The sequence below is a fragment of the Microcoleus sp. Pol1C5 genome (assembly GCF_036701115.1).
In the GTDB taxonomy this organism is placed as follows: domain Bacteria; phylum Cyanobacteriota; class Cyanobacteriia; order Cyanobacteriales; family Microcoleaceae; genus Microcoleus.
This window is the reverse complement of record NZ_JAUBQE010000052.1, coordinates 1-24,562: the sequence shown is the minus strand read 5'-3', so window position 1 is coordinate 24,562 and position 24,562 is coordinate 1. Positions and strand designations below refer to the sequence as shown.

At 45.8% G+C, this 24,562-nt stretch carries 19 protein-coding genes; 10 read left to right on the top strand and 9 right to left on the bottom strand.

Translation table 11 applies throughout. The features are described from left to right. Positions 1-38 precede the first annotated feature (38 nt). Positions 39-1,412 (bottom strand): NACHT domain-containing protein, encoded by a 1,374-nt coding sequence (locus QUA23_RS24495; protein WP_333077766.1) that lies wholly within the window; start codon positions 1,410-1,412, stop codon positions 39-41. Between the two features lie 245 nt (positions 1,413-1,657). Here QUA23_RS24495 and QUA23_RS24490 point away from each other — a divergent pair, with 245 nt between their 5' ends. After that, positions 1,658-2,500: an SH3 domain-containing protein gene (locus tag QUA23_RS24490; RefSeq protein ID WP_333077764.1), complete on the top strand. Its 843-nt coding sequence runs from the start codon at positions 1,658-1,660 to the stop codon at positions 2,498-2,500. Between the two features lie 67 nt (positions 2,501-2,567). Here the strand turns inward: QUA23_RS24490 and QUA23_RS24485 are convergent, their stop codons facing one another. After that, positions 2,568-3,293 carry a M15 family metallopeptidase gene (locus tag QUA23_RS24485; protein ID WP_333077762.1) on the bottom strand — a complete coding sequence of 242 codons (726 nt, stop codon included), beginning with the start codon at positions 3,291-3,293 and terminating at the stop codon, positions 2,568-2,570. A gap of 298 nt (positions 3,294-3,591) precedes the next feature. After that, positions 3,592-4,887 carry an adenylosuccinate lyase gene (purB, locus tag QUA23_RS24480; protein ID WP_333077797.1) on the bottom strand — a complete coding sequence of 432 codons (1,296 nt, stop codon included), beginning with the start codon at positions 4,885-4,887 and terminating at the stop codon, positions 3,592-3,594. A gap of 148 nt (positions 4,888-5,035) precedes the next feature. Between purB and QUA23_RS24475 the strand changes: the two genes are divergently transcribed. Together QUA23_RS24475 and QUA23_RS24470 are read left to right on the top strand one after the other, a co-directional pair. Then, positions 5,036-5,284 carry a helix-turn-helix transcriptional regulator gene (locus QUA23_RS24475; RefSeq protein WP_333077761.1) on the top strand — a complete coding sequence of 83 codons (249 nt, stop codon included), beginning with the start codon at positions 5,036-5,038 and terminating at the stop codon, positions 5,282-5,284. Further along, complete coding sequence (locus QUA23_RS24470; RefSeq protein ID WP_333077760.1) at positions 5,281-6,012, top strand: restriction endonuclease; 732 nt, start codon at positions 5,281-5,283, stop codon at positions 6,010-6,012. Before QUA23_RS24475 ends, QUA23_RS24470 begins: the two co-directional genes overlap by 4 nt. On the opposite strand, the gene QUA23_RS24465 is transcribed toward QUA23_RS24470, so the two are convergent. Continuing rightward, positions 5,975-7,168, bottom strand: coding sequence for a DNA cytosine methyltransferase (locus QUA23_RS24465; RefSeq protein ID WP_333077759.1), 1,194 nt, complete (start codon positions 7,166-7,168; stop codon positions 5,975-5,977). The genes QUA23_RS24470 and QUA23_RS24465 overlap by 38 nt on opposite strands. Positions 7,169-7,551: 383 nt before the next feature. Between QUA23_RS24465 and QUA23_RS24460 the strand changes: the two genes are divergently transcribed. Continuing rightward, a complete protein-coding gene (locus QUA23_RS24460) occupies positions 7,552-8,607 on the top strand; it encodes an alpha/beta fold hydrolase (RefSeq protein ID WP_333077758.1) in 1,056 nt (351 codons plus the stop codon). Between the two features lie 316 nt (positions 8,608-8,923). Here QUA23_RS24460 and QUA23_RS24455 read toward each other — a convergent pair whose 3' ends face one another. After that, positions 8,924-9,355 carry an N-6 DNA methylase gene (locus QUA23_RS24455; protein WP_333077757.1) on the bottom strand — a complete coding sequence of 144 codons (432 nt, stop codon included), beginning with the start codon at positions 9,353-9,355 and terminating at the stop codon, positions 8,924-8,926. Positions 9,356-9,865: 510 nt separating this feature from the next. On the opposite strand from QUA23_RS24455, the gene QUA23_RS24450 reads away from it, so the two are divergent. The 3 genes from QUA23_RS24450 to QUA23_RS24440 all read left to right on the top strand — a co-directional run bounded on the left by QUA23_RS24450 (position 9,866) and on the right by QUA23_RS24440 (position 13,499). Continuing rightward, positions 9,866-11,467, top strand: a complete 1,602-nt coding sequence (locus QUA23_RS24450) for a metallophosphoesterase (RefSeq protein ID WP_333077756.1) — start codon at positions 9,866-9,868, stop codon at positions 11,465-11,467. Positions 11,468-11,612: 145 nt separating this feature from the next. Then, positions 11,613-12,341, top strand: a complete 729-nt coding sequence (locus QUA23_RS24445) for a DUF3891 family protein (RefSeq protein ID WP_333093915.1) — start codon at positions 11,613-11,615, stop codon at positions 12,339-12,341. A gap of 180 nt (positions 12,342-12,521) precedes the next feature. Beyond that, entirely contained in the window at positions 12,522-13,499 is a 978-nt protein-coding gene (locus tag QUA23_RS24440) for a YegS/Rv2252/BmrU family lipid kinase (protein ID WP_333077754.1), read from the top strand. Positions 13,500-13,542: 43 nt separating this feature from the next. Here the strand turns inward: QUA23_RS24440 and QUA23_RS24435 are convergent, their stop codons facing one another. Continuing rightward, positions 13,543-13,899: a hypothetical protein gene (locus QUA23_RS24435; RefSeq protein WP_006631047.1), complete on the bottom strand. Its 357-nt coding sequence runs from the start codon at positions 13,897-13,899 to the stop codon at positions 13,543-13,545. Between the two features lie 454 nt (positions 13,900-14,353). On the opposite strand from QUA23_RS24435, the gene QUA23_RS24430 reads away from it, so the two are divergent. Together QUA23_RS24430 and QUA23_RS24425 are read left to right on the top strand one after the other, a co-directional pair. After that, complete coding sequence (locus QUA23_RS24430) at positions 14,354-18,814, top strand: WD40 domain-containing protein (RefSeq protein ID WP_333077753.1); 4,461 nt, start codon at positions 14,354-14,356, stop codon at positions 18,812-18,814. A gap of 19 nt (positions 18,815-18,833) precedes the next feature. Next, positions 18,834-19,070, top strand: a complete 237-nt coding sequence (locus tag QUA23_RS24425) for a hypothetical protein (RefSeq protein WP_333077751.1) — start codon at positions 18,834-18,836, stop codon at positions 19,068-19,070. Positions 19,071-19,190: 120 nt separating this feature from the next. Here QUA23_RS24425 and QUA23_RS24420 read toward each other — a convergent pair whose 3' ends face one another. Further along, positions 19,191-20,918, bottom strand: a complete 1,728-nt coding sequence (locus QUA23_RS24420) for an ABC transporter ATP-binding protein (RefSeq protein ID WP_333077750.1) — start codon at positions 20,916-20,918, stop codon at positions 19,191-19,193. 307 nt (positions 20,919-21,225) lie between these two features. Continuing rightward, positions 21,226-21,666 (bottom strand): FxLYD domain-containing protein, encoded by a 441-nt coding sequence (locus QUA23_RS24415; protein WP_333077749.1) that lies wholly within the window; start codon positions 21,664-21,666, stop codon positions 21,226-21,228. Positions 21,667-21,928: 262 nt separating this feature from the next. Here QUA23_RS24415 and QUA23_RS24410 point away from each other — a divergent pair, with 262 nt between their 5' ends. Further along, a complete protein-coding gene (locus QUA23_RS24410) occupies positions 21,929-22,090 on the top strand; it encodes a tyrosine-type recombinase/integrase (protein WP_333077748.1) in 162 nt (53 codons plus the stop codon). Between the two features lie 449 nt (positions 22,091-22,539). Here the strand turns inward: QUA23_RS24410 and QUA23_RS24405 are convergent, their stop codons facing one another. Next, complete coding sequence (locus QUA23_RS24405) at positions 22,540-24,249, bottom strand: ABC transporter ATP-binding protein/permease (RefSeq protein WP_333077747.1); 1,710 nt, start codon at positions 24,247-24,249, stop codon at positions 22,540-22,542. Positions 24,250-24,562 lie beyond the last annotated feature (313 nt).

The window sequence follows — 24,562 nt, the reverse complement described above, 5'->3', positions numbered from 1 at the left end:
TTGCCAACTCCACATAAGAACTAACAACTAAAGAATAACTAATGACTAATTTCAGCAAAATGTTTTTGCAATAAATCGTGAATAAATCGATAGCGCCGATCGCCCGTTTTTTGCAGCAGCAGGCGATCGGTCGCAGCATCGAGAAAACGCCTGTAATCCCAAGGAATGTAGCCGTTAGACCACAGCACGAGGCGCAATATAAACCTTTCACTTCCCGGAATTCCCGGCAACAAAGCACTAATTACCGCAGCAACAGCACCTGCAATTAATCCCCAAATTGACCCGGAAACTAGGCTGGCAATTAATCCCAAAATCACCCAAATCAGCCCGCCAAGCAGCTTAACTCCAAACTGATACTTGCGCCGTTCATCGGCTGTTTGCAGCCAGCTAGACGATATGCGATCGAGGTAAAATTCTTGAATTCCTTGCTGTTCCATCCTTCTGGCCAACCATCCCAGCCAGTGGCGAATTTGTTCCGGCCGCAGTTCCTTACCTCTGGGATACTGCTTGACTTGTCCGGTCATTTGGTGGCGAATATAGGCAGTTAACAGATATTTGCGCTGTTCTTCGGCAGAAGTTATCCGCTTCCAGGCTTCAATTAAAATATCGTCGTAAGCCAGAGCCATCATGCTCAAAAGCAAGGGAACTTTTGCCATTTTCAACAACTCCGGCTCGCGCTCAATGCTGTACCAAAGTTCGCGGCTTCGGGCTTCTTGCAGATAATTTTGAATTTGAGTTTCTGTTAAAGGTTTTAATAAAACTGCAGCTTGCAGGCGAAATCTTGTTTCGCAGTTTTTGTAAGCTTCAAAACTGCTGCAAGCTACTAAATGTTTGGGTTTAAATTCGCTTTCAACAAACTGATTGATTGCTTGAATGCAGATATTTTGGCGGTGGGTTTCCACTTCGTCCAAGCCGTCGAGGAGAGGCAGCAATTTTTGTTCGGCAAGCCATTTTTTGCCGACAGCAGGAGAGATGCCGTATTTGAACTGAAGTTGAGCAATTAACCAATCGGCGATCGCCCCGGATTCTGCTTTCCACGATCCGAGTTCAAACAGCACTGGTACGGGCAAACTAGCATCTTTTTGGGCGCGGGAAACTAACACGCGAGCTAATTCTAGCAGCGTCGTAGTTTTGCCTGCACCCGTCGCTCCCAAAATTACCAATTTACCGCCGGCGCGATCGAACACTTTAGCCATGCTTGCTTTGGGAGGAAGCCGAAAACTCGGACGGTTGCCCGCTTTCACTTCCACATCCCAACAGCGGTTAACACCAACAGGCGACGAGTCTTGACTGAGGTTAGCCAGCACAGCCGCGTGCAAAGACTGCGATCGTCCTGCTTGGACTTCCTGCTTCACCTCCTCCAACAATCGATCGCGGGGAGGTTGTAATCTCAGAGGAATCAATTTTGACATTTTATGTACCTCGCGCTGAACGCTTACCTTCGCAAATTTGCGCGCAAATACCCCAGAGCAAGATTACCATCAGTATAGGCGTCCAGTATATATTGACTCAAATTATTGCGACAATTATGGCTCTGAAATTTTATCTAAAAATCCTGACCCTGTGGGCAGCACTAGGTATTTCCACTGTAAATTAACTGGCGATCGCCCCAACTCCCAAACAAAAATTATTAGTATAGATACAGAGAGGGTTTTTTATGTCATTTACGAAGGCTCAAATCATCACAGTAAGCTTAGCAGGAGTGGCAACAGCGGTGGGAGTGGCTGTTGCAACTATACAGTCGGGTGCGATGAAACAATCCGATCTTCCCCTTGCAGAATCCCCGGCATCCACCAGAAACCAGATTGCAGGGCCGACGAACAACCCTGAATCTCGGCAACCAAAATCTGTGCAAGCACAAACCCAGGCTGCAGAATCTCCGAAATCCCAACCCCAACCTGCAAAAACCCCGGCTGTTCAATCCTCGCTAGTTGCAGGAGTCCCTCCACGAAAAGTTGAGGCAGTAGTTGTCACACCCCCAGATTCGGGTTGCAAAATCAGCCAAGCTGTAGTCAGCGATCCGAATCCACCGCTAAATGTGCGATCGATCCCGCAAGTAAGGGGCAGCAACATAGTAGGAAAACTTAAAAATAATACCTTTGTTTCAGTCGCAGAAGAACAAAACGGTTGGCTGCGAATTACCGATCCAGTTCCCGGTTGGGTTGCGAAAAAACACACCGAAAGCAGTTGTTCTAATGTCAACCAGGAGATTAATTTTCTGCCGGGAGGAGATGAGGCGATCGTCAAAGGTCGAATTATCGGCGGCGGCAGCCACTCTTACCGGATTCGCGCCCGAAAAGGTCAAACAATGACTGTTACGAATCGGCAAGAAGTTTTCCCGCAAATTATAACTCCTCGTGGCAAACTTTTAGCCGGAAATCCTTATCAAGGCAATGAAAAAGAGTGGACTGGAAAAGTCCCAGTAACAGGCAATTACACATTACAATTAGACTCTAATTTCCGGGGATACGAATACGAATTTTCGGTTAAATTGCGCTAATTTACTTGACATCTGTGGGAACAGGCACTGCCCTGCCCGGATCTGCGACTTTTAATCAATAGTATAATTAAGGAATCGTTCCCAGCGAGATATCAAGAATCGCAAATTTCTGCCAATCTTCCGAATCAAAGTGCCACCATTCGGTTGTGATACCGATAAATCCGTGTTTTTTCATCGCATTCTTAAGCACTTGACGATTTTTCCGAGATTCCGCGCTGCCGCCTTGATAATCTCCGTGAGCTTTTTCGGTAAAATCATCGTAAGGTGTGGGCATTTCTAATTCTTTGCCAGTGCGATCGACTAAAGTCAAATCTATAGCAGCACCGCGATTGTGCCGCGAACCCCTAGCAGGATTAGCAACATAGCGGGGATCTGGCCAAGCTTGCCACATTTGCTTAGTGACAGAGAAAGGTCTGTAGCAATCGTAAACTTTCAAACCCAATCCGATTTTTTCCAAATCTGTTTGAACTAGCCCTAACTGTTGAGCAACAGAACTTCTCAAGGCGCATTTCGATATAGGGTAAAGCTTTCGTTTCAAGAAATTGTTAGTAGTGGCGTATCGGATATCGAGGCGAATGTTGGGATTTACGGTGCGGATGTCAACGAGTCGTGCGGAAGGGGGAAGTTGACTCATGAAAATGCTTTCAGGTACTACAGGGTTTGGTTCTGGTTGGGTAATTTGCACTTGTGGCGGCTCCTGGGCGCGAATCGACCTTGTATAATTCAGTAGGGTTGTAGATAGTAATATTAGAGCGAATACAATTAAATATTTTGTAAATCTGTTGAATTTCATAGCTCTGTTAAGTGGATATTTAATAGAGTTTTTACATTTCATATTTTGGGGAATTTTCGCGCTTTTCATGTTGTCTGCCAGCCCGCCAGACCGACAGGGGTTGAAACCCCTGTCTCATAGCTAAAGTCCTCTGAAGAGGACTGAAATATTTCTCTAAAACTTTTATTTTATGAGTCTTTCAGTCGGTTAAAACCGACTTTAGCTATGATACGGGTTAAAACCCCCGGCAGACTGTGGGACAAGCGCGAGAACGCTCGCTTTCTTCTCTCTCTGAGTCATTTTTAATTATTAATTGTCCTCAAATTCCCAAGCGCTGATACACTAAATCTAAGTGCCTCAATTGATACTGCGGATCGAAACAATCATCAATTTCTTTGGTCGTCATTTTAGCTGTTACGCGCTCGTCCTTAGCAATTAAATTGTAGAAATTGCCGCCCGGTTTGTTCCAAGCTTCGTGAGCACAAGATTGCACAATTTTGTATGCGTCTTCGCGACTGGTGCCTTTTTCTACTAAGGCTAACATCACGCGCTGGCTGAAGATGACTCCGCCGTAAAGGTTCATGTTTCGCTTCATGTTTTCGGGATAGACTAGCAGGTGTTTTACTAAGTCTGTGGTTTCTACTAACATGAAGTGAGTTACTGTAGAACTGTCGGGCAAAATCATCCGTTCTACGGAACTGTGAGAGATGTCTCTTTCGTGCCAAAGTGCAACGTTTTCTAAGGCTGCGACGGCGTTGGCGCGGACGATTCTTGCCATCCCTGTGAGTCTTTCCGATCGAATCGGATTGCGTTTGTGAGGCATGGCGGATGAGCCTTTTTGCCCTTTGGAAAAGAATTCTTCGACTTCGAGAACGTCGGTGCGTTGCAGGTTGCGGATTTCTACTGCAAAACGCTCGATCGATGCTGCTAAGAGTGCTAAGGTTTGGACGTATTCGGCGTGTCGATCGCGCGAAATGACTTGAGTGGATGCGGTATCCGGTTCGAGTCCGAGGTTTTGACAGGCGATCGCTTCAATTCGCGGGTCAATATTAGCATAGGTTCCGACTGCACCGGAGATTTTGCCGACTGCAATGGACGATTGCAAATTCACTAATCGGTCGCGGCTGCGAAAGACTTCTGCCAGCCATCCTGCTAGTTTAAAGCCAAAGGTGATGGGTTCGGCGTGAATTCCGTGCGATCGACCAACCATGACGGTATTGCGATGCTGTTGAGCCTGATAGCGAATAGCTTGGCTCAATTCTTCGACACGTTCTAACAAGATATTGACGCTGGCGACTAATTGCAGCGCCAAAGCGGTATCGAGCACATCGGAACTGGTTAAGCCGAGGTGGATGTAGCGGCCGGCATCGCCTACATATTCGTTGACATTTGTCAAGAAGGCGATCATGTCGTGGCGGACTTCGGCTTCAATTTCGAGGACTCGTTTCGGGTCAAAATTAGCCTTAGCTTTGATTTCTTCGACTGCGGCGGCGGGGATGTAGCCGAGTTCGGCTTGAGCTTCGCAGACAGCGATTTCTACTTGCAGCCAGCTTTTCAGTTTGGCGGTTTCAGTCCAGATGTTGCCCATTTCGGGCAAAGTGTAGCGCTCTATCACGGTGGGAGTTGGGGAATGCGATCGTCCTATTGTACCTCTGCGAGGCATCCGTCTTGAGTCGGGATGGGGAATTTCGGGCGATCGAACTTTCCACATATGTGACACATCGTCCGTAGACTGATAGTCCGCAGAGACTGAAAATTGGCAGATGAGTCGATCGAAACAGAAGATTCTGCGTGCTTTAGGTCATCTCGTAAAGCAACGCAGGACAGCGTTGGGAATTTCGCAAGAGGAGCTCGGAATGCGGGCTAATTTAGACCGCACCTATATATCTGGAGTCGAACGCGGAGTCAGAAATCCGTCCATCACTGCAATTGCAAGTCTAGCTATCGGCTTGGACACAACAGTTTCCAATCTTCTCGAAAATCTAGAAATAGAAGCGGAAAACGTAGAGTGAGCAATCAAGATTTAGCAGGAACAATTAAAGCTCAATTAAAACAAGACTCAACTCAATTCAAAGTCTTTAATCTCCTCTCCGACCAAAAATGGCACTGTCGGGAGTGCGAAGGCAAACAGATAGCATCAGCTCAATATGCTGGCGGTGGCGGAATTCAGGGATTGCAGCGCGGAACAAGGAAGCGCCCCGGTCTGGTTGTTGTAACAGAAAAGAGATACTGTCAAACTTGTCAGGCAACACGTTTGGGCGATTTGTGGACAGGAGAAATTAAATCAGCAAATTCTGCAGCTAACATACCAGCTTCTCTGGTAAAAAGAATTCTCGAAGTTTACTTTTATACAGATGTAATCGAACAGAGAAAACGAGCAGCTCATGAGTTAGTAATTGACCATAGATTCCCAATGGAGCGTTGGGGAGATAATGAGCCACCACACCTGGCATCTATGAGCGAATCTGAAATCAAGGCAAAGTTTCAGTTGCTCAAAAAAGATGCTTCAGGCAATCACAATCTTCTAAAATCTCGAAGTTGCGAACGCTGCATCAAAACAGGGAAAAGAGGCACACCTTTCGGAATCAAGTTTTGGTATGAAAGAGGCGAAGACTGGCCTTCCATACATCAGCGCGGCGCTGAGGCTGAGGAAGGCTGCACAGGATGTGGCTGGTATGATTTTGAAACTTGGAGAAATGCTCTCAATCAAAAACTAGCTGAATCTGTTCGAGAGGTTTAACAGTAACTAAGCTAGGTTTGTTAAGTGCAATATCAGTCAAATATGGAATAAGTGCAAAACCGATACACTCTGCTAAACGGGGCGGCACGGCATTTCCAATTTGCCACATTGCCTTTTTCATTGAACCTTCAAAAATAAATGAATCCGGGAAACTTTGCAATCTAGCCATTTCGCGAGCTGAAATCACGCGGTTGAGATAAGGATGAATATGAGTGCCGCCGTGATTTTCTTTAACAGTCATGCTCGGTTTTCCCGGATACTGTCGCTTGAAAGCATCGGCGTAGCTTTCATACAAAGAACCGCCTGGTGGAACTTTAGCAAGTCTTTCCATATACTCAACAGAATGACGAGTCCATTGGTGGTTAATTTCGGGTATGGGACTATACTCTGGTAAATCATCAATTGCTGACTCAATCGCTTTGTATTTTTCGGGCAACAATTGCGGCTTCGGATAGGGGTTTGGCATCCCGAATCTATTGGCAATAAAAATAGCTCGCGGCCGGATTTGCGGGACTCCATAGGCGGCTGATTCCAGAACAGCAACGGACATATGGGGATAGCCAATTTCCTCAAAAGCCTCGCAAATGGCTTGCTTAACAGCTCCTTTTTGTATGGTCAATATTCCGGGTACGTTTTCCATGACAACATACCAAGGACGTATTTCAGAGACAACGCGGACAAACTCTCTAAATAAGCGATTTCGAGGGTCATTGGGGTCGCGTTTTCCTGCAACTGAGAAGCCTTGACACGGCGGCCCGCCTACAACAACATGAACTTGTGGCGAACCGATTTCAGCGAGCAAGTTTTGGGGATTTAAGTTTTTTATATCGTCGCACAAGTGATGGCAATGGGGAAAGTTTTTTGTATGAGTTGCCGAGGCGATGGGATTAATTTCAACGCTTGCTACTGGTCGAAAACCTGCTTGCAATAAACCTTGGGTCATGCCGCCCGCACCGCAAAAAAGATCGACAAATGTATAGTCTGATTTTGGCAGTGACTGAGATTCAATATCAATGAATATCTTGTAGGGGTCGCAGTCATTTGCTTCGAGTTCGCGTTGGATGCGTTCGTAACGCCCTAATTTTGCTTTCTTCTGCTTTTTGGCAGGAATTGGTTCTGACTCATTTGAGAATAAAGACAGTTGTATTGCTTGCATTTTATATTTTTTTACTGCGTTCTATCTGATGTTGCCCATTTCGGGCAGGGTGTAGGGATCGATCGCGCTTGGAGTCGGAGAGTGCGATCGTCCTATTGTACATCTGCGCGGGGATGAAAGACTCAGAAACCCTGTTTCTGAAAGCAACCAGGTTTTTGTAGTTTGGGCGATCCGCTACAATATGCTAAACCTCGTTAGCTGGCATTCTTCTCTATTCGCCAATAAATGGTTCCAAATGAATAGCCATTAATATTTTGGGTTGACTTCGCCCTTGAGTGCATTTACTCAAAAAGTATTGCGGTTTTCAGGGTTATTCGCTAGAATAGCCAACCTGTCAAGTAAAAAAATCCCACCAACGAGACAGACATTTCCGACATTCGCTTATGACCATTGCCTATACTCCACCTTGGCTGCTGAACAACGGCATATTAATGACGTTGTACACCGCATTAAGGGCTAGTCGCGGTTGGGAAAAGACGATCCCTTACCCAGAACCCCCTTACCGAGAACACATCTTTACTGGCGCCTGTGGAGTCCCGATTTTCGGCTGGGTGGCCATCCCCGAAAATCCCCGATATACCATTGTCGGCACTTACGGCATTACTGGCGATCTGGATAATCAATGGTATCTCAAGCTACTAGGCCGTAAAGCCTATGCCCAAGGCTGTGCAGTGGTATTATTTGACTGGCGAGCTCACGGCAAAACTGCCCAACTCTCTCCCACCCTGACTTCTGATGGTCTATACGAAGGCGAAGATTTCGTTCGGATTGCTGCCGCTGCTAAAGAAATGGGATGTCCCGCCCCTTTTTGGTTCACGGGTTATTCCCTGGGCGGACAATTAGCCTTGTGGGCCGTAAAATCAGCTCAGACGATCGCAGATTGGGGGCCTGACTTAGGGATCGAAGAGTCAGAACTAGCAGGCGCGGCGGTGATTTGCCCCAGCTTGGACTCGAACCGTTCTCTGTCTTATCTAGTTAAAGATGAGTGGGGGAAATTTTTAGAAAAAGCGATCGCGCGACAGTTAAAAAAACTAGCAAAAAACATCGCTAAAACGCATCCAGGGGCGATCGATCCTGCAGCTATTGAACGCGCCAACAGCATTTGGGGCTTTGACCACGAACTGGTAATTGGCCCGTTAGGTTTCTCCTCTGTGGAAGAATACTATGACGCTAGCAGCGCTCTACACATTTTACCTCACCTCAAAAAACCCACTTACATCCTTTATGCAGCCGACGATCCGATGTTTGACCCGGTGCTTGTCCCTGAGTTGCAAGCCATTAGCGCGAACAATCCTGCCTTAGAATTAGTGGTGACAGCCTACGGCGGTCATGTTGGGCATATCAGTAGTAAACGTTGTCAGCATCAATTTGCTGATAGCGATCGGTGGTGGGCATGGAATCGGATTTTACAGTGGTTCGATGCCTTGAGTGTTGATTGAGATTATAAAATAAAATCTGAACACTCCTCGGCAATAGTTGCGGGGAGGAAAGGATTAGGGGGTTTAATCCCTCCAGTCCAGAACCTTAAAACTATTTCGCAAAAATACTAGACATCTGGGCACAAGCTGAATGGCTCACTGGGACACAATTGTACATATTTGCACAGTCAATTGACTTAACCTTGATGTGACGACAGCATAAGGATTAGAAGCAATTCTAGTTAAAAACGGGTGAATAAATATCGATTCATTTATTCGTTTTTTTGATAATTGTGTCAGCTATTAACTAGGTAAAACTAAAGCTCATACTCTCAATTTAATTAAGCCGCAAACTGCGAGAATTACTCTCTCGTAATGCCTTTTTGTTAACCAAAATTTTTATTGAGCCACTCGAAACCAGCATTCCCCCACCACAAGCCGGGTCTAAAATTCGCCCATAGTTCGGCTCTATTACATCGATAACCAGCTTTACCAGTGAAATTGGAGTAAAAAACTCTCCGCCTTTGTGCCCTTCTTTCTGAGCAAAATTCCCTAGGAAATACTGATAAATTTCCCCAAAGCCATACTCAGTAATATTCTTTCGGCGAATCCGATTTAAGATTTTCAACAAGTCTCGCAAAATCGGTTTTTCCAAGCTGTTATAATTTCTAGGCAAAGCGTCGCCGAGTTCCTCATTTTCATCGGCGATCGCCTTCATGGCCGCATTAATCGCCCCGCCAATATCCTCAGCTTCCGGGCGATCGATCAAATAATTTCGAGTTCGGTGTAGTTGGCTGGCATTGTTAGTGTTATCTTCCCACGTCGTTGATAGATTCCCTCGTCTTGGGCAACAACAAACAGCACCGCCTCGTACAAACCGTTATTTGAGTTTAGATACGGGGCGATCGCATCAAAACCAAAGAAACCGGGTTTTTTGCCGTTGCTATCGGTGGTAACTCACATCTTGCACCACTTCCAATAACCGCCAGGGGTTGAAACCCCTGTCTCATAGCGAAAGTCCTCTTGCATAGGACTAAAAGCCTTTTCCTATCAGCTTTTGAGTCGGTTAAAACCGACTTTCGCTGTCAGACGGGGGTTGAAACCCCCGGCGGGTTAAAGAGAATGCGACAAGATGTCATTTGTAACGCTGTATTCTCCTAAAAAACCCGGTTTCTGACCACCCGCCCCTCGATTTTCAGCTTTTAGAGAGAGGTAAAAACTCCCCCGATCGCTACACTATGATTAACTAGGAACTCAGCAATTTTGGAGAAGAGGTGAATTGAAATTCGTTTCCGACCCGCAAATAAAAGTTAAAATCCGCAAAATGAAAGAGCGGGTGCGGTGGCAAGAAAAATCGATCGTCGATCGGGGAATCGACCAAACTCGGATGGTTTTGGAATCTCCAACCACCGACTCTCCAGAGTTTTCGTTTTTAGTCGTAGGCGACAGCGGCACGGGCAATCACCGCGGCTACAATCCCCAGCGGCAGATTGCCGAACAGATGCTCTCGGAACGCGAAACTTGCCGTTTCGTCCTCCACACGGGCGATGTCGTTTATCTCGTAGGTTCCAGCGAATATTACTTGCAAAACTTTATTCGCCCCTACCGAGAATTTATAGTCGGCGGCGAGCATCCCTCTCGGATTGCCTACGATCGCATGGTGTTTAATTTTCCGTTTTTGCCCGTACCGGGAAACCACGACTATTACGACTTGCCGATAGTCTACGGCATTCTCTCGGCGACAGCTTTGCCGCTGCGCCGGCTGTTGGGTTCCAAGTTGGATCTCGATGTCGGCTGGCACGGTTCCGATCGCGGAAATACCTACGCCAAAGCCTTTCTCGACTACCTGCAAGCTCATAAAATGCCGGGAGAGCTCGATCGCCACCTAGACGCCCACTACACCGCCAGCACCAGCACAGGCCGCTGCCTCCGCTACCAACCCGGACGCTTTACCCGCTTACCCAACCGCTACTACACCTTCCGCAGCGGCGGCATTGACTTCTTCGCCCTCGACTCCAACACCTTCAACGAGCCCTTACCAATCCCGAAAACCAAACAGGGCGACATTCGTCGCCAGAATTTGGAACTCGATCGCCAGAAATTGGAACAAGAAAAATTGGCAATGCTCGAAATGTGCGATCGGCTCAAGCCCGAAATTCCCGAGGAAGACGAACAGCTAGACGACTTGACCGCCAAATTAGAGCAAGTTGACGAAATGCTCATGGATATTGACAAACAACTGTCGCCCGACAGAACAGCCGCCACCGACGTTGAACAGCTCGAATGGCTGAAAAAAAGGCTGATTGAATCTTGGCACGATTCCGAGGTGCGGGGGCGGGTAATTTACCTGCACCACCCCCCCTACGTGACAGAGGCGACAAAGTGGAATCAAGCTCAAACTTTGGCGGTTCGGTTGCGATTGCGCGAGGTGCTCGACGGGGTGGCCGATGCAGTTGGGGAAGTGGCGCGGGGGCGTCCGCTAGTAGATTTGGTGCTGACGGGCCACGCTCACTGTTTGGAATACCTGCGGACTGGGAATACCGGACACGGCGACTCTGGGATTAATTGGATTGTCTGCGGGGGAAGCGGCCACAGTCTCCGCCGCCAGCGCCCGGAAGGGCCGATGTTGCAGGAAGCATTGAGTCCTGAAGCTTATCGGTTGGCGCGGCAGTCTGGTTCCGAAACAGCCAGCCGGCGGGTAGCGGAATCTTTGCTATTTGTCGGCCGCAGCGGTCAAGGTTCCTACAAACGCCGTCCTTATTCGTGTTTGCGGATTGATGTTCTCGATGGGTGTCCTCCGAAGTTCCGCATCCGACCTTTGGTTGTCGAACGATTTGAGGGGAAATGGCAGGATATCTCGATCGAACCTTTTGTGATTTAACTTTCGTTTTTCTGTAAATCTCCATCCCCTTTAAAAACCTGGGCTTTGACCGATTCCGGTTCCCGCTTTTTTAAGGCTACGGGCGATCGAGATCCGAATGCTGTCACAAAATACTCGTATTAACTTAATTGAGGAGAAAAATTCAATGATTGCTAATTTAACCGCCACCGGCTGGGAAATTATTTACCACCGCGCCCACGCTTTGCTCGCCGCGCAACTTGGCGGACAGTGGAAGCGCTCGAAATCTCCGCTTCGCCTCTATGAAACCATAGCGGCGATTTCGCATCACGACGATTTGGAGAAAGAATGGGAAGAAAATATTTTGACTGAAGCGGGCGCGCCCTTTGATTTTACCTTGCAGACGGAAACTTCTCTGCCTAAAATTAAAGCCATGACGGAGAATTCCCTCTATCGCGGTAGGTGGGTAGCCATGCTGATTTCTATGCACATGAGCTATCTCAATGAAGGAAAGCGGGGAGAGTCGAAGGAACTCGACGAGTTTTTGGACGAACAACTGGAAAATCAAAAAAAATGGCAAAAAGAGTTGAATATTTCCGAGGAAGATGCTAAGGCAGCTTATGCTTTTTTCCAGTGGTGCGATCGGCTATCATTAATTCTTTGCAGCCGCGAGTTACCCGCCGGAGAACGAGCTTTAGAAATTAGTGTCGGCCCGGACGGAAAGCGCTACGATATTGTACAGCACAGCAACGAACTCGTGACTGTAACTCCTTGGCCTTTTGAAGAAGATAAGTTTACGGTGAACGTCGAAGCGTGCGTTTTGGATAAAGTCAAGTTCGACAGCAACCAGGAAATCAAGGAAGCGTTGCACAAAGCTCCCCGCGAAGTCTTAGAGTGGACTTTTGTCAAGTCTTAATTAAACCTCTAGCACAAATACTGTACCGTTCTAGGTTTGTAGCGAGAACTTAAGTCCCAGCGAGTTTGATGAGGACTGGAGCTCTCACTACAAACCAATTTGATTGTTGCCAATTGACCGGACATAATATTATCAATGAGCAATTACCAATTATCAATTACCCCTTACCAATTACCAAAGATGAAACGTTCAGCTTGCCTAATTTTCAATCCTGTCGCCGGTAACAGCGACCCTGACCAAGACTTAGCTAGAATTCAGGAACTTTTAGAGCCTCTTATTGACTTAGACATTCGGCTGACAACCCCCGAATTAGACGCAGATCAAATCGCTCGCGAAGCAGTTGATAGAGGTGTTGAGGCAATTATTGCTTGCGGGGGCGACGGCACATTATCCGCAGTTGCTGGGGCGATTGTGGGCACAAATATTCCTTTAGGAATTATTTCGCGGGGAACCGCTAATGCTTTTGCTAATGCTTTAGAGATTCCGAATACAATTGAAACCGCCTGCGAAAATATTTTGGGAGGGTTGACGCGGGTGGTGGATGCGGCGATTTGCAACGGTGAAATGCCGATGGTTTTGTTAGCTGGAGTGGGTTTTGAGGCGGAAACCGTCGAACTTGCAGATCGCGAAATGAAGAATCGCTGGGGAATGCTCGCTTACATTCTTTCAGGAATTAAACAGTTAAACAATTTAGAAAGATTTGAAGCGGAAATCGAAACCGACGATAGAATTATCAGCCTTACTGCTGTGGCCGTCACTGTGGCGAATGCAGCGCCACCTACTTCCATTTTAGCTCAAGGCCCGGCAGGAATTATTTTTGATGACGGCTTGCTGGACGTGACGCTGGTGGCGCCTCAGAATAAAGCTGGGGCGATCGCAGCTTCTTATCACCTATTGCAAACAGCTTTGAGCGGCAATGCTACGGATCGCGACGACATCGGTTATTTGCGGGCAAAAAAAGTAACAATTAGTGCCGATCCGCCTCAAAAAGTGGTTGTAGACGGCGAAATCATCGGCATGACTCCGGTTTCTATTGAGTGCGTTCCGGGAGGTTTAACTATTTTTGTACCGCGAATTGAAGAAGAGCCTGTGGTAGAAAAACTCACCGGTTTAGCGGACATCGAAATTACATTGAAACCCTTAGATGAAAATTTTTAGCGATACAAACAATAAGAAAGACCGCGCGGGCGGTCTTTTATTTTTAGGCGTCTAAGATTTGGCGAATGCGGCGCTCCAAACGTTCGAGATCGAGTCCGCCTTCATCGCGGCTGATGCGGCGCACGGTGACGTTAACATTGCTCAAATCGGCCAGCAAATCTTGGAGGATTTCTTGTTGCTGCCGAGCTTGAGTTATTTCGCGCGGTTCCTGCACCAAATCGCGAACAATGGTATCTTCGGCGCGCGAAGCAACGATCGGGTCTGCTTCACCGTCTACGTGCACGAAAGTGCGCCGACCGGGCCCCCGTTCTTCTTCAATTGGTATTACTGCTGTTACTCTATCGGAGCGTACATATTTGCCAAATCCCAGGTGGACTAAGACGGACGATTGTATTTTCATAGATAGCAACTTTTATTTGTTAGTTATCTATATTTTAACTTTTAAAAATCCCATATGACAACTAAAATAGACCTATCCTTACTACAATATTTGTCGGTTTTCCCTCGGTATTATAGTGGTCATATTTAGTAAAAAATGCTAATATCTGTGGTAATAGCATGATGGCTCAGAAACCGCGTTTTTTAGCGAATCTGCAGGCTGCAAGGCGTCTTTTGGTAGCAACCCGGTTTCGAGGAGTCGGAGGGCATGGGAACCCAAAAACCAGGTTTTTACGGGAGCTTCGGGCTACAGTGCGTCTTTTGGTAACAACCCGGTTTTTTGGTCGGAGTGTCTAAATGATGGGTTAACATAAAAATAGAGCAGTTTGCGATCGCCCGCAGCGCATTTCAGGGACATAGCCTACCGATTCTAGATTTGAGCATTACTTCAACGGAAAAATAGGAAAGCCTAAATCATGCTAATTAGTCTCGACTTAGTTATCAGCCTCCTGACGGCAATTCCCTTCGGCACTATCAAAGACAAGCTTCAGCGCAACGAAGCTGTCATCAAATTATTAAAAAGATTTAACCTCGATCCGGATGCTCCGCCCGCAGATTTTAGCGGAGTTTATGTTTATACTTTAGTAGAATACGGCGCTGGTAAACCGAAGCAGATTTTAGAACTGTTTCGCCAAAAAGAGATTGAATCAGCATTTCGCAAAGCTTTCGAGTCCGATAGCCCAGCCATTTTAATTCAAGCAGGCGATGAATATCTGAATGAGAGTGCTTTAGGCAAAGAAATTCGAGATTTAGGCATTGACCCCCGACGGGAATTTATGGCATTTGCCGCCGTGTTTATGGAAGTAGCAAAGCGGACGCGGACGCTGGGAGATGTGATGGTGGGAAATGCGCTCGCCTCTTTGCAAAAACGCCTATCTATGGTAATGGATCGCATCGAACGCCTCCCCACTATCGAAGGAATTCGCACCGAATTTGCACGACTGGAAGCTGAAGATTATCCCGCACTTCCCGCTGCAGCATCAACTAATATTCAAAAGTCTAAAGTTTTTATTTTATCGCAACAAGTTCGAGGTTGGTTTGAAACATTAAGTTATCGGTTTGAGAAATATGAAATTTGGGAAGATAACTATTTTGAATGGATTATCAATGTTCCCGTCAGACGCAATCGGTACGATCGCATTTTAGTGCGCGGAATTGCCGGAGAAGCGGGACTCAGAGACATCTCAGCTTTGCGCGAGTCGGTGGAAAGACAGCGCACCGATGAAGGGTGGTTAGTCACAGCCCGCCGCATCAGTCGCGCCGCGCGGGATGCGGTAGAGAAAGCCGAAAATCTTAATTTAGCTTGCTATACTTTTGATGAATTACTCGACCAAGATGCCGATTTCACCGCTTATCTGGATTGGCTAGAAACAGAAATTACTAGCCGAGAAATTGATACCAAATATGTGCCGCTAGCCTGTACGAAAGAAGAAATTGACCCCGATACTCACCGCAAGATAGGCGTGAGTCATTATGACGGGCGAGATGGCTGGATCGAAGGTTATATTGACCTGTGGTTGAATGACCCAGTAAAAGAACATATTTCAGTTTTAGGAGAATTTGGAACCGGGAAAACTTGGTTTGCGATGCACTATGCTTGGATGGCGCTGCAACGCTACAAAGAAGCTCAAAAACGCGGCTTGGAACGTCCGCGTTTGCCGTTAGTAATTCCTTTGCGAGATTACGCGAAAGCAGTTAGTGTCGAGTCGCTATTTTCCGAGTTTTTCTTTCGCAAGCACGAGATACCTTTGGCGGGTTATTCTGCTTTTGAACAACTGAATCGCATGGGCAAATTTCTGTTGATTTTCGATGGTTTTGATGAAATGGCCGCTAAATGCGATCGGCAAGAAACCATCAACAACTTCTGGGAACTAGCAAAAACCGTCGTTCCCGGCGCAAAAGTCATCCTCACTTGCCGTACCGAACACTTTCCTGAAGGCAAGGAAGGACGGGCATTGTTCAATGCAGAACTGCAAGCATCAACAACCATTTTAACAGGCGAAACTCCCCAATTTGAAGTCTTAGAATTAGAAAAATTTAACGACGAGCAAATTGGGCAAGCGCTGTCATTTCAAACAGAAGCCGCGACAGTGGAAAAAGTGATGGGGAACCCGCAACTATTGGATTTAGCGCGTCGCCCGGTGATGACCGAGTTAATTTTGGAAGCATTGCCCGATATTGAAGCAGGAAAACCAGTGGATATGTCGCGGATATATCTGTATGCGGTGCGGCGGAAGATAGAGAGAGATATCAAAGCAGAACGGACTTTTACTTCTTTGGCAGATAAGCTTTACTTTTTGTGCGAGTTATCGTGGGAAATGCTGTCAACCAACCAAATGAGCCTAAATTATCGCGGTTTTCCCGATCGCATCCGCAGCCTGTTTGGTTCCGTCGTCCAAGAGGAAAAAGACTTAGACCACTGGCACTACGACATGATGGGTCAGACAATGCTGATCCGCAATGCTGATGGCGATTATACTCCGGCGCACCGTTCGTTATTAGAGTTTTTTGTCGCTTATAAATTTGCAGCGGAATTGGGAGTTTTGGCGGCAGATTTTACAGAATTAGTTGCGCCTGAAGAGTCTTGTGTAAATCGTAATACTGAGGCTCAATTATACACTTGGTCTAATTATTGTCAGCTTCAGGCCCAGAAGAGAAATAACAACGAACTTATTGCCCCCTTGCAGGGATTTGTTGCTGAAAATTTAAGTAAACTTCGTCAGAGTTTCGGACAAGCACCACTGACGAAAGCAGTCATGGATTTGTTGTTGCCGATGGTTTCAGAAACCGGGATTGTGCCACTTCTGGAAATTGTGGAAGCAACGCGGGGTCAGACTGAAAGTGAAGTAGGTTATGTGGGAGGGAATGCGGCTACGCTGTTGTTAAAAAAGGACAAAACTGCTTTAGAAGGTAAAGACCTCTCTAGTGCCGTTATTTTAGGTGCTGATTTTACAAATGCGACGCTGCGCCACGTCAATTTTGCTGAAGCGAATTTGGCTAATTCTGCTTTTACTCACATCTTTGGCAGTGTTCGGTCAGTAATATTTAGTTCTGATGGTCAACTGTTAGCTACAGGTGATAGTGATGGCGTAGTTCGCTTGTGGGAAGCTAGTAGTGGAAGAGAAATATTGACCTGTAAAGGACATACCAACGTGGTGGAGTCAGTGGCTTTCAGTCCTGACGGCGAGATATTTGCTAGCGGGAGTTATGACAAAACAATCAAGTTATGGGATGTCAATACTGGTGAATGTTTAAAAGTGTTGCAGGGACATACCGAATCAGTAATGTTTGTCACCTTCAATCATGAGGGAAATATACTCGCTAGTGGGAGTTTCGATCGCACTATAAGGTTATGGGATATCCGCACGGGTGAATGCCTCAAAATTTTGCAATACCATACTAAAGTTGTATTTTCAGTGGCTTTCCATCCTGCTGGTGAAATACTTGCTAGTGGAAGCGGCGACAAAACAGTGAGGCTGTGGAATGTCGGTACTGGTGAATGTGTCAAAACTTTGCAAGGTCATACTAAAAACGTGTTTTCAGTTGCTTTCCATTCTGCTGGTGAAATGCTTGCTAGTGGAAGCGGTGACAAAACATTGAGGCTGTGGAATATCGCTAACGGTGAATGTCTCAAAACTTTCGAGGGACATTTCGATCAAGTACGGTCAGTAGCCTTCAGTCCAAATGGCGAAATACTCGCAAGTGGAAGTTACGATCAAACAGCGAAACTGTGGGATATCCGCACTGGTGAATGCTTAAATACTTTGCAAGGGCATGGCAATCAAGTAGGGTCAGTGGATTTCCATCCTGCTGGTGAAATACTTGTTAGCGGTAGTTATGACCAAACGCTGAGGCTGTGGGCTATTAACAGCGGTGAATGCTTGAATACGTTGCAAGGGCATAGCACTCAAGTAAGGTCCGTAGCCTTTAGTCCAAACGGTGAAATTCTTGCCAGCGGGGATGACGAACAAACAATCAGGCTGTGGGATGTCAACACTGGTGAATGCCTCCAAATCTTGCAGGGTCATCTCGATCGGGTACATTTAGTTGCGTTCCATCCAAACGGTGAAATACTTGCTAGCGGAAGTTACGATCAAACGCTGAGGCTGTGGGATATCCGCAGGGGTGAATGCCTCAATATTTTGCTAGAAAGTGGAAAAGAAGTACGGTCGATCGCCTTTAGTCCTTCGGGTGAAATACTGGCCAGTGGTAGTTATGACCAAACGGTGAGGCTGTGGGATGTCAACACTGGTGAATGCCTCAAAACCTGGCAAGGGCATAACAGTTCATTATACTCGGTTGCCTTCAGTCCTTTGGGCGAGATATTTGCCAGTACAGGTTATGACGGAACGGTGAGGCTGTGGGATATCCATACTGGTGAACGCCTCCAAATATTGCAGGGACATACGGGTTGGGCACGCGCGATCGCCTTTAGCCAAAACGGTGAAATACTTGCCAGTGGAAGTGTGGATCAAACAATAAGACTATGGGATATCAACAGCGGTGAATGCCTCAAGATTTTTCACGGTCATACTGATTGGATACGTTCAGTTGCCTTTAGTTATTCTGGTAAATTAGTTGCTAGTGGAAGTGTCGATCACACGGTAAGATTATGGGATATCCGTACAGGTGAGTGTCTCAAAATTTTCCAATATAACCCCAGTAGAATTAACTCATTTGCCTTCAATTATGATGATACACTGATTGCTAGTTGCAGTCGGGATGGCACAATTATGATTTGGGATATTGAGACTGGTGAGTGCCTCAAAATACTCAAAAGTGACAGACCTTATGAACACATGAATATCAAGGGTGTTACGGGTTTAACGGAAGTTGAAAAATCCACGCTCAAAGCTTTAGGGGCTGTGGAAAATTAATCATCGCAAAGGAGGAAGTATGCAGTCAGCAATACGGATTACCACCAAAGTTGTGGCAGTAAATAAACTTGAAATTCAAGTGCCGCCTGGATCTGTTAGTGAAGAGGTTGAAGTTTTTGTGATTATACCCCAAAAGCTCCAGAGATCCAAAGAAAATCCTTGGAAAACTTTTTTTGATAGTTTAAATATGTTCTCGGACGATTTTATGCGAGTCAGGGCTCACCCTTCTGTGGAGACAAGAGAGGTTTTAGAATGAGATTTTTACTATAGTTATCCCCAGCATCGCTTACGCATGGGTAAACAGAAACCGGGTTTTTTACGAGCATACTTGGTTGAGGCCAGCAGAAACGGCCAAAAACCCGGTTTCTAAAGTAGCCTACTGACTAAACTGTTGAGCATAGTAGCCAGCATATCGATCGCCCTTTTCCAGCAACTCCTCGTGCGTCCCAGATTCCACAATTCTGCCTTTTTCCAAAACAAAAATGCGATCGGCTCTTCGCACAGTCGCCAAGCGGTGAGCGATAATAAACACAGTGCGATCGCGCATCAATCTTTCCAGCGCTTCCTGCACTAAACTTTCGGACTCCGAATCCAGGGCCGATGTCGCTTCATCCAAAATCAATATTCTGGGATCGAGCAAAACTGCACGGGCGATCGCAATTCTTTGTTTCTGTCCCCCAGATAAGTTTACACCCCTTTCTCCCACCCAAGTTTGATAGCCGTCGGGAAACTCACTAATGAATTGATGAGCGTTAGCAATCTCCGCAGCTTTTTGCACATTTTTCAGTTCATAATAAGATTGACCGAAAGCGATATTTTGAGCAATTGTACCCGAAAATAAAATTGTTTCTTGCGGTACAATTCCGATTTGCCTCCGCAGAGTATTTAAGGTGACATCTTGAATATCAATACCGTCAATTAAAATCTGTCCCGCTTGCGGATCGTAAAATCTGGGTAACAAGTTTACTAAAGTAGTTTTACCCGCACCGGATGCACCCACGAGAGCAATCATTTCTCCGGGAAGCACCAACAAACTCATGTTTTGCAGAATCGGTGTCTCTGAGTTATAGGCAAAATTAATGTTGCGATATTCGACTTTTCCGGTAACGTGGGGAAGTTCAATTGCACCCGATTTTTCGACTACAGCGGGTTGAATTGCTAATAATTCAAAAATGCGATCGCTAGAAGCTTCTCCCTGCTTAAAATCCCCGTAATTAGCAGTAGTAATGGCGATCGGGTCAATTAAAAGTGCCACCCCTGCGATATAACTGATAAATTGAGTACCTGTGAGATTTCCTTGAGAAATTTGCCAACCTCCCAGGAAAAAGAGCAAAATCACGCTCATCGCTTCCAGAAAGCCAACTACAACGAACTGAAGTGCTTTTATTCGTTCTGACAGATACTTAGCGCGGCGGTTTTGTTCTGCTTCTTCTGCAAAGCGGGCAATTTCGTAGTCTTCAGCCACAAATGCTTTGATTAAACGAATGCCGCTGAATACTTCTGTCAGCAAAGCGGATAAATCAGAGATGCGATTTTGACTTTGGCGCGAGTAACTCAGCAGTCTCTCGCCAAACCAGCCAATTAAAATAGCCATCAGCGGTGCAATAATTAATGCACCCAAGGTTAATTGCCAGTTGAGATAAATCATATATCCCAGGACGGCAATTAGCTGCAAAATACAAGGAATAAACTGATGAAAAAATTTATTTACGACTTCGCCAATGCGGTCAATATCTTCGGTGAGGCGGTAGGATAAGTCTCCGGTTTTGGCAGTTTCAAAGTAGCCGAAATTGAGTTTTTGCAGGTGGGAGTAGACTTTTTTGCGGATTTCTAAAGCAATAGTCAAAGCTGCTTTTGCCATCAGCGTATCTTGACCGTACTGGGCTGTACCGCGAAGTAGAAATATAATGGCGCTGAGTGCAGCAATTTGAGCGAACCCTTGTAAATCTCCTTTACCTATAAATTTGGCTGTTTCGCCAACCAGCCACGCTATAATCGGCCAAAATACGGTAAATACTACGGTACAAGCTAATGCTTTACCGATGGTTTGTTTTTGGGGACGGAGGTAGGGTAAGATTTGCCAGTATGTCGATCGAGTTTTCAAGATATTTTGCCCTCGCAAATTCTGTTTTTGGGAATCTCTGCAAGAATATTCAAATTTCGATCCCCTCTAACCCCCCTTAGTAAGGGGGGGACAAGATTATTATTCAAAGTCCCCCTTTTGAAGGGGGATTTAGGGGGATCTCTGCGTAAGTCATAGAGATATCTGAGCCAAAACATGATAACAGCGATCGGGCAAATCTCAACAATCATTCTTCACCGAAAGCATCCGGGATACAAAGCCCCCGGATTCATCCGGGGGGTTCATTGTCCAATTCTTCAATCTAAAATCTAAAATCTAAAATCTAAAATCATTCTTGACCATCGGCATGAGTAGCCTGTACTTTAGCCCCCGCGACAACTTCGCCCCGAAAGGCGGCTGACTGTCCGGGCGCAAGAGTAACTGGTTCAGCGTAGATAAATCCGTTGTCAATTAAATTGCCTGATTCGTCCAAAACTTCATAATTGACTTTGACATTCTTGATTATTTTGCAGCCTTGATTAAGGACTTTACCGCTAAAAAAGTTGCCGTCATAATTAGTCGCTGCAATTGACACCTTCGCAGCAATGTTGGAACCGGGAATGCAAGTTTGGGAAGTTCCTAAAGCTGGCTGTTTCTCGCATAACTTGCCTAAGTCTATTGTTTTGCCGTCGGGGGTTTTCATGTAGCAAAACGGCTCGTCAATTTCGGAGTTTTGGGCAATTGTATTTGTAGCGTCTGCAATCAAAGGGCGAGCTGATATCGGGGACATTAGTAAACTAGATAAAGCTACTGTTAAATGTAAATAAATCATGCTTTTTTAGGCAAGTTAGGAAATTAATTCTACAATACTAGACAGCTAAAATTTAGGCTAGCATATCTATATTTAGGGGGCGTCGCACTCACCCTGCATTGTGCTATAATAAGACATCAAACTTTAGAAAGTAAAGTAAAGTCATGGTCGTTACTCAAGATAACCCAGGACAAAAAACGTTAGAACTGATCGTGGTGTTCTTGAGTAGGAAAGGAGTGCATTGACCCCATCCCACGTTCTCAAAATTGTAGCGACTGCCGACAAGCGGGTCGAGGTTGAGGGGAAAGTTTCGCCGCACTGGCTAAGGCATTCTCCCGCCAGTCCTGCATTGAATAGGGGCGTGCCCATCCACTTGATGCAAGCAACATTGGGACACAACTAAATTGAGACGACGGGTCGCTATCTTCACGCGAACCCTGCTGATAGTAGCGGGTTGCATCTGCTGGTGTAGGACTAGGGCAGCAGAACTATAACTGCTTTCTCCACTACATCTTTTCAAACATGGCGATCGCTATCAGTATACTGCGTTGGAGTCTTCATCAACTGCTTTCAAGTGATGTCAATGCTATGGCAACACGCTATTGAAAAAGGCGTTGCTTAATCAGGGTATGAAAAAAATAAGTTGAAAATTCATAAGCTTTGTGGATACTGGTTTCTATGATTTGCATATTTAGTCTTTCATACCCTAAATCAGCAACGCATGAAAAACTCCTAAAAGGGAAGTGATGGACGGGTACGGTAAAAAGTTACTCTGTTCTACCCGATCGCACGCCTGGAATTTTGAGGCGGATACGGTAAAGACCATTACTTGCAGTTCGGCAATTGCATTTTTCAAGCAAACTCGGCGAGATCGGGGCTGTAATCTTTAGCCGATATCAGATGCCAATTGGTATTACCAACTAGCCTTAAGACCTGCTCGTGATACTGTACCAAAGTCGGACGGTGACCGACACTGATAAAGGCAGTTCCTGTTTCTTTGAGCAACTGATAGAGCCGTCTCTCGTTAGCCACATCCAATGCACTCGTTGATTCATCCAAAATAGCGTAGCGAGGTTTAGTCAGCAGTAGGCGTGCAAATGCTAACCGTTGTTGTTCTCCTAGTGACAAAACATCAGCCCATTCCAATTCCACATCAAATCCACCTACCCGTTCTGGCAAATGGGAAAGATTGACTTGTTCGAGTACTTGGTGCAGTTGTTCATCAGTAACTTGACCGCTGGTGTTGGGATATAGCAATTGGCTGCGTAAGTCCCCTAGCACCATATAAGGCCGTTGGGGCAAAAACAGCGTTTCCTCCGGTTTAGGACGGACAATGCAACCCGTACCCCCATTCCACAATCCTGCGATCGCTCGCATTAACGAACTCTTGCCAGCCCCAGAAGGTCCAACAATCAAGACGCTTTCACCCTGCCCCACCTTGAAAGATAAATCTCTAACTAAGATTCGCTCATAGTTAGGCGTCTCTAAGGTAACCCGTTGGAGGGCTAGATAGTCCTGTTCCACAACATCAATCGTTGCCATGCCGGCTTGAGGTGCTGCCATTTGCTCGGACAGAACCCGATCAAATGTTCCTAAACGATTAATCTGAGTGGTAAAGTTAGTTAGCATATCAAAATTCTCGGCAATAAAGCCCAGGGCACTTAAAATAGACACAAACGCTCCAGAAGCTTGCGTTACCTGCCCAAAATCTATCTGACCCGCAAAGTATCGAGGAGCTAAAAAAACTATAGGTAAATTTGTAAATATCATCCCGGTTCCTTGGGTAAAGAAACCAAGGTTACGCTGCAATACAATCAGGTTATTAAAATTATTCAAGACTTCATTAAATCGCTGTGATACAGCACTAAATTCACGGTCTTCACCTCGGTAAAATGCAATGGATTCACTATGGTCTCGAAGATGAACTAAACTATAGCGAAAATTTGCTTCTCGTTGTAACTGATTGAACTTTAATCTACTTAATCTCTTACCTATAAAGATAGTGAAAACAGTTCTAAAAGCAGCCAGTATGAAGACAACTAAAGTCAGTGTCTTGTCAATTGTAAAGAGAACGCCGAGAAAAGAAATTATTGTGACAACTTGGCTGAATAATAATCCCCAAATATCAATATTTTGCTTAACAAACAAATTAACGTCTTCAGCTAAACGCTGATCGGGATTATCAACCTTATCATTGAACTTAATTTTGTAGAAACCTTGATTGCTAAAATATTTCTTCAGTAAGTGATTCGTTAGCCACTTTCGCCAGTAGAGTTGCAGTACATTTTGCGAATAGAAGAAGAAAACCATAATGGGCGTGAATATGGCAAACAGACCCAATAGCATCAGCCACATCTTATAGAAGTCTGAAACATTCTTTCCCGTGACTGCATTCATCAAGTCCCGCATAATATAGCTCTGGACTATGCTGACAGCATTGAAACCTAGCATTAATAACATTACGAGGGCGAACAACCCCCTAGCTCCCCATTTTTCTCTGGAAAAGAAGTAGGGGTTTGCGATCGACCAAAACTGCTTTACCGACTGCTTCAATTGATTCATCTTTTCTTATGGGTAGGAAAATTGTGCTTTGGTCGAAACTACCTGTAGCGGATGGGGGCAATTCTCATCGTTCTTGTCCATCAGCGACACCTGGTATCGGTGATGCTCCCGTGGTACTTCCCTAATGATGCTCGGATAACTTCATGATTTCTATCTTAAGGTAGATGACACATCTTAAACATCAGTATCTTTACTGATTAAACGGAACTTACCCCGCACACGGGGTAAGTTCCGTATGAAACCATTGCGAGGTGAGACTTGCCCGGAGCGTCCAAGTCTTTTACATGACTACAATCTCTTACAACCCTTATGT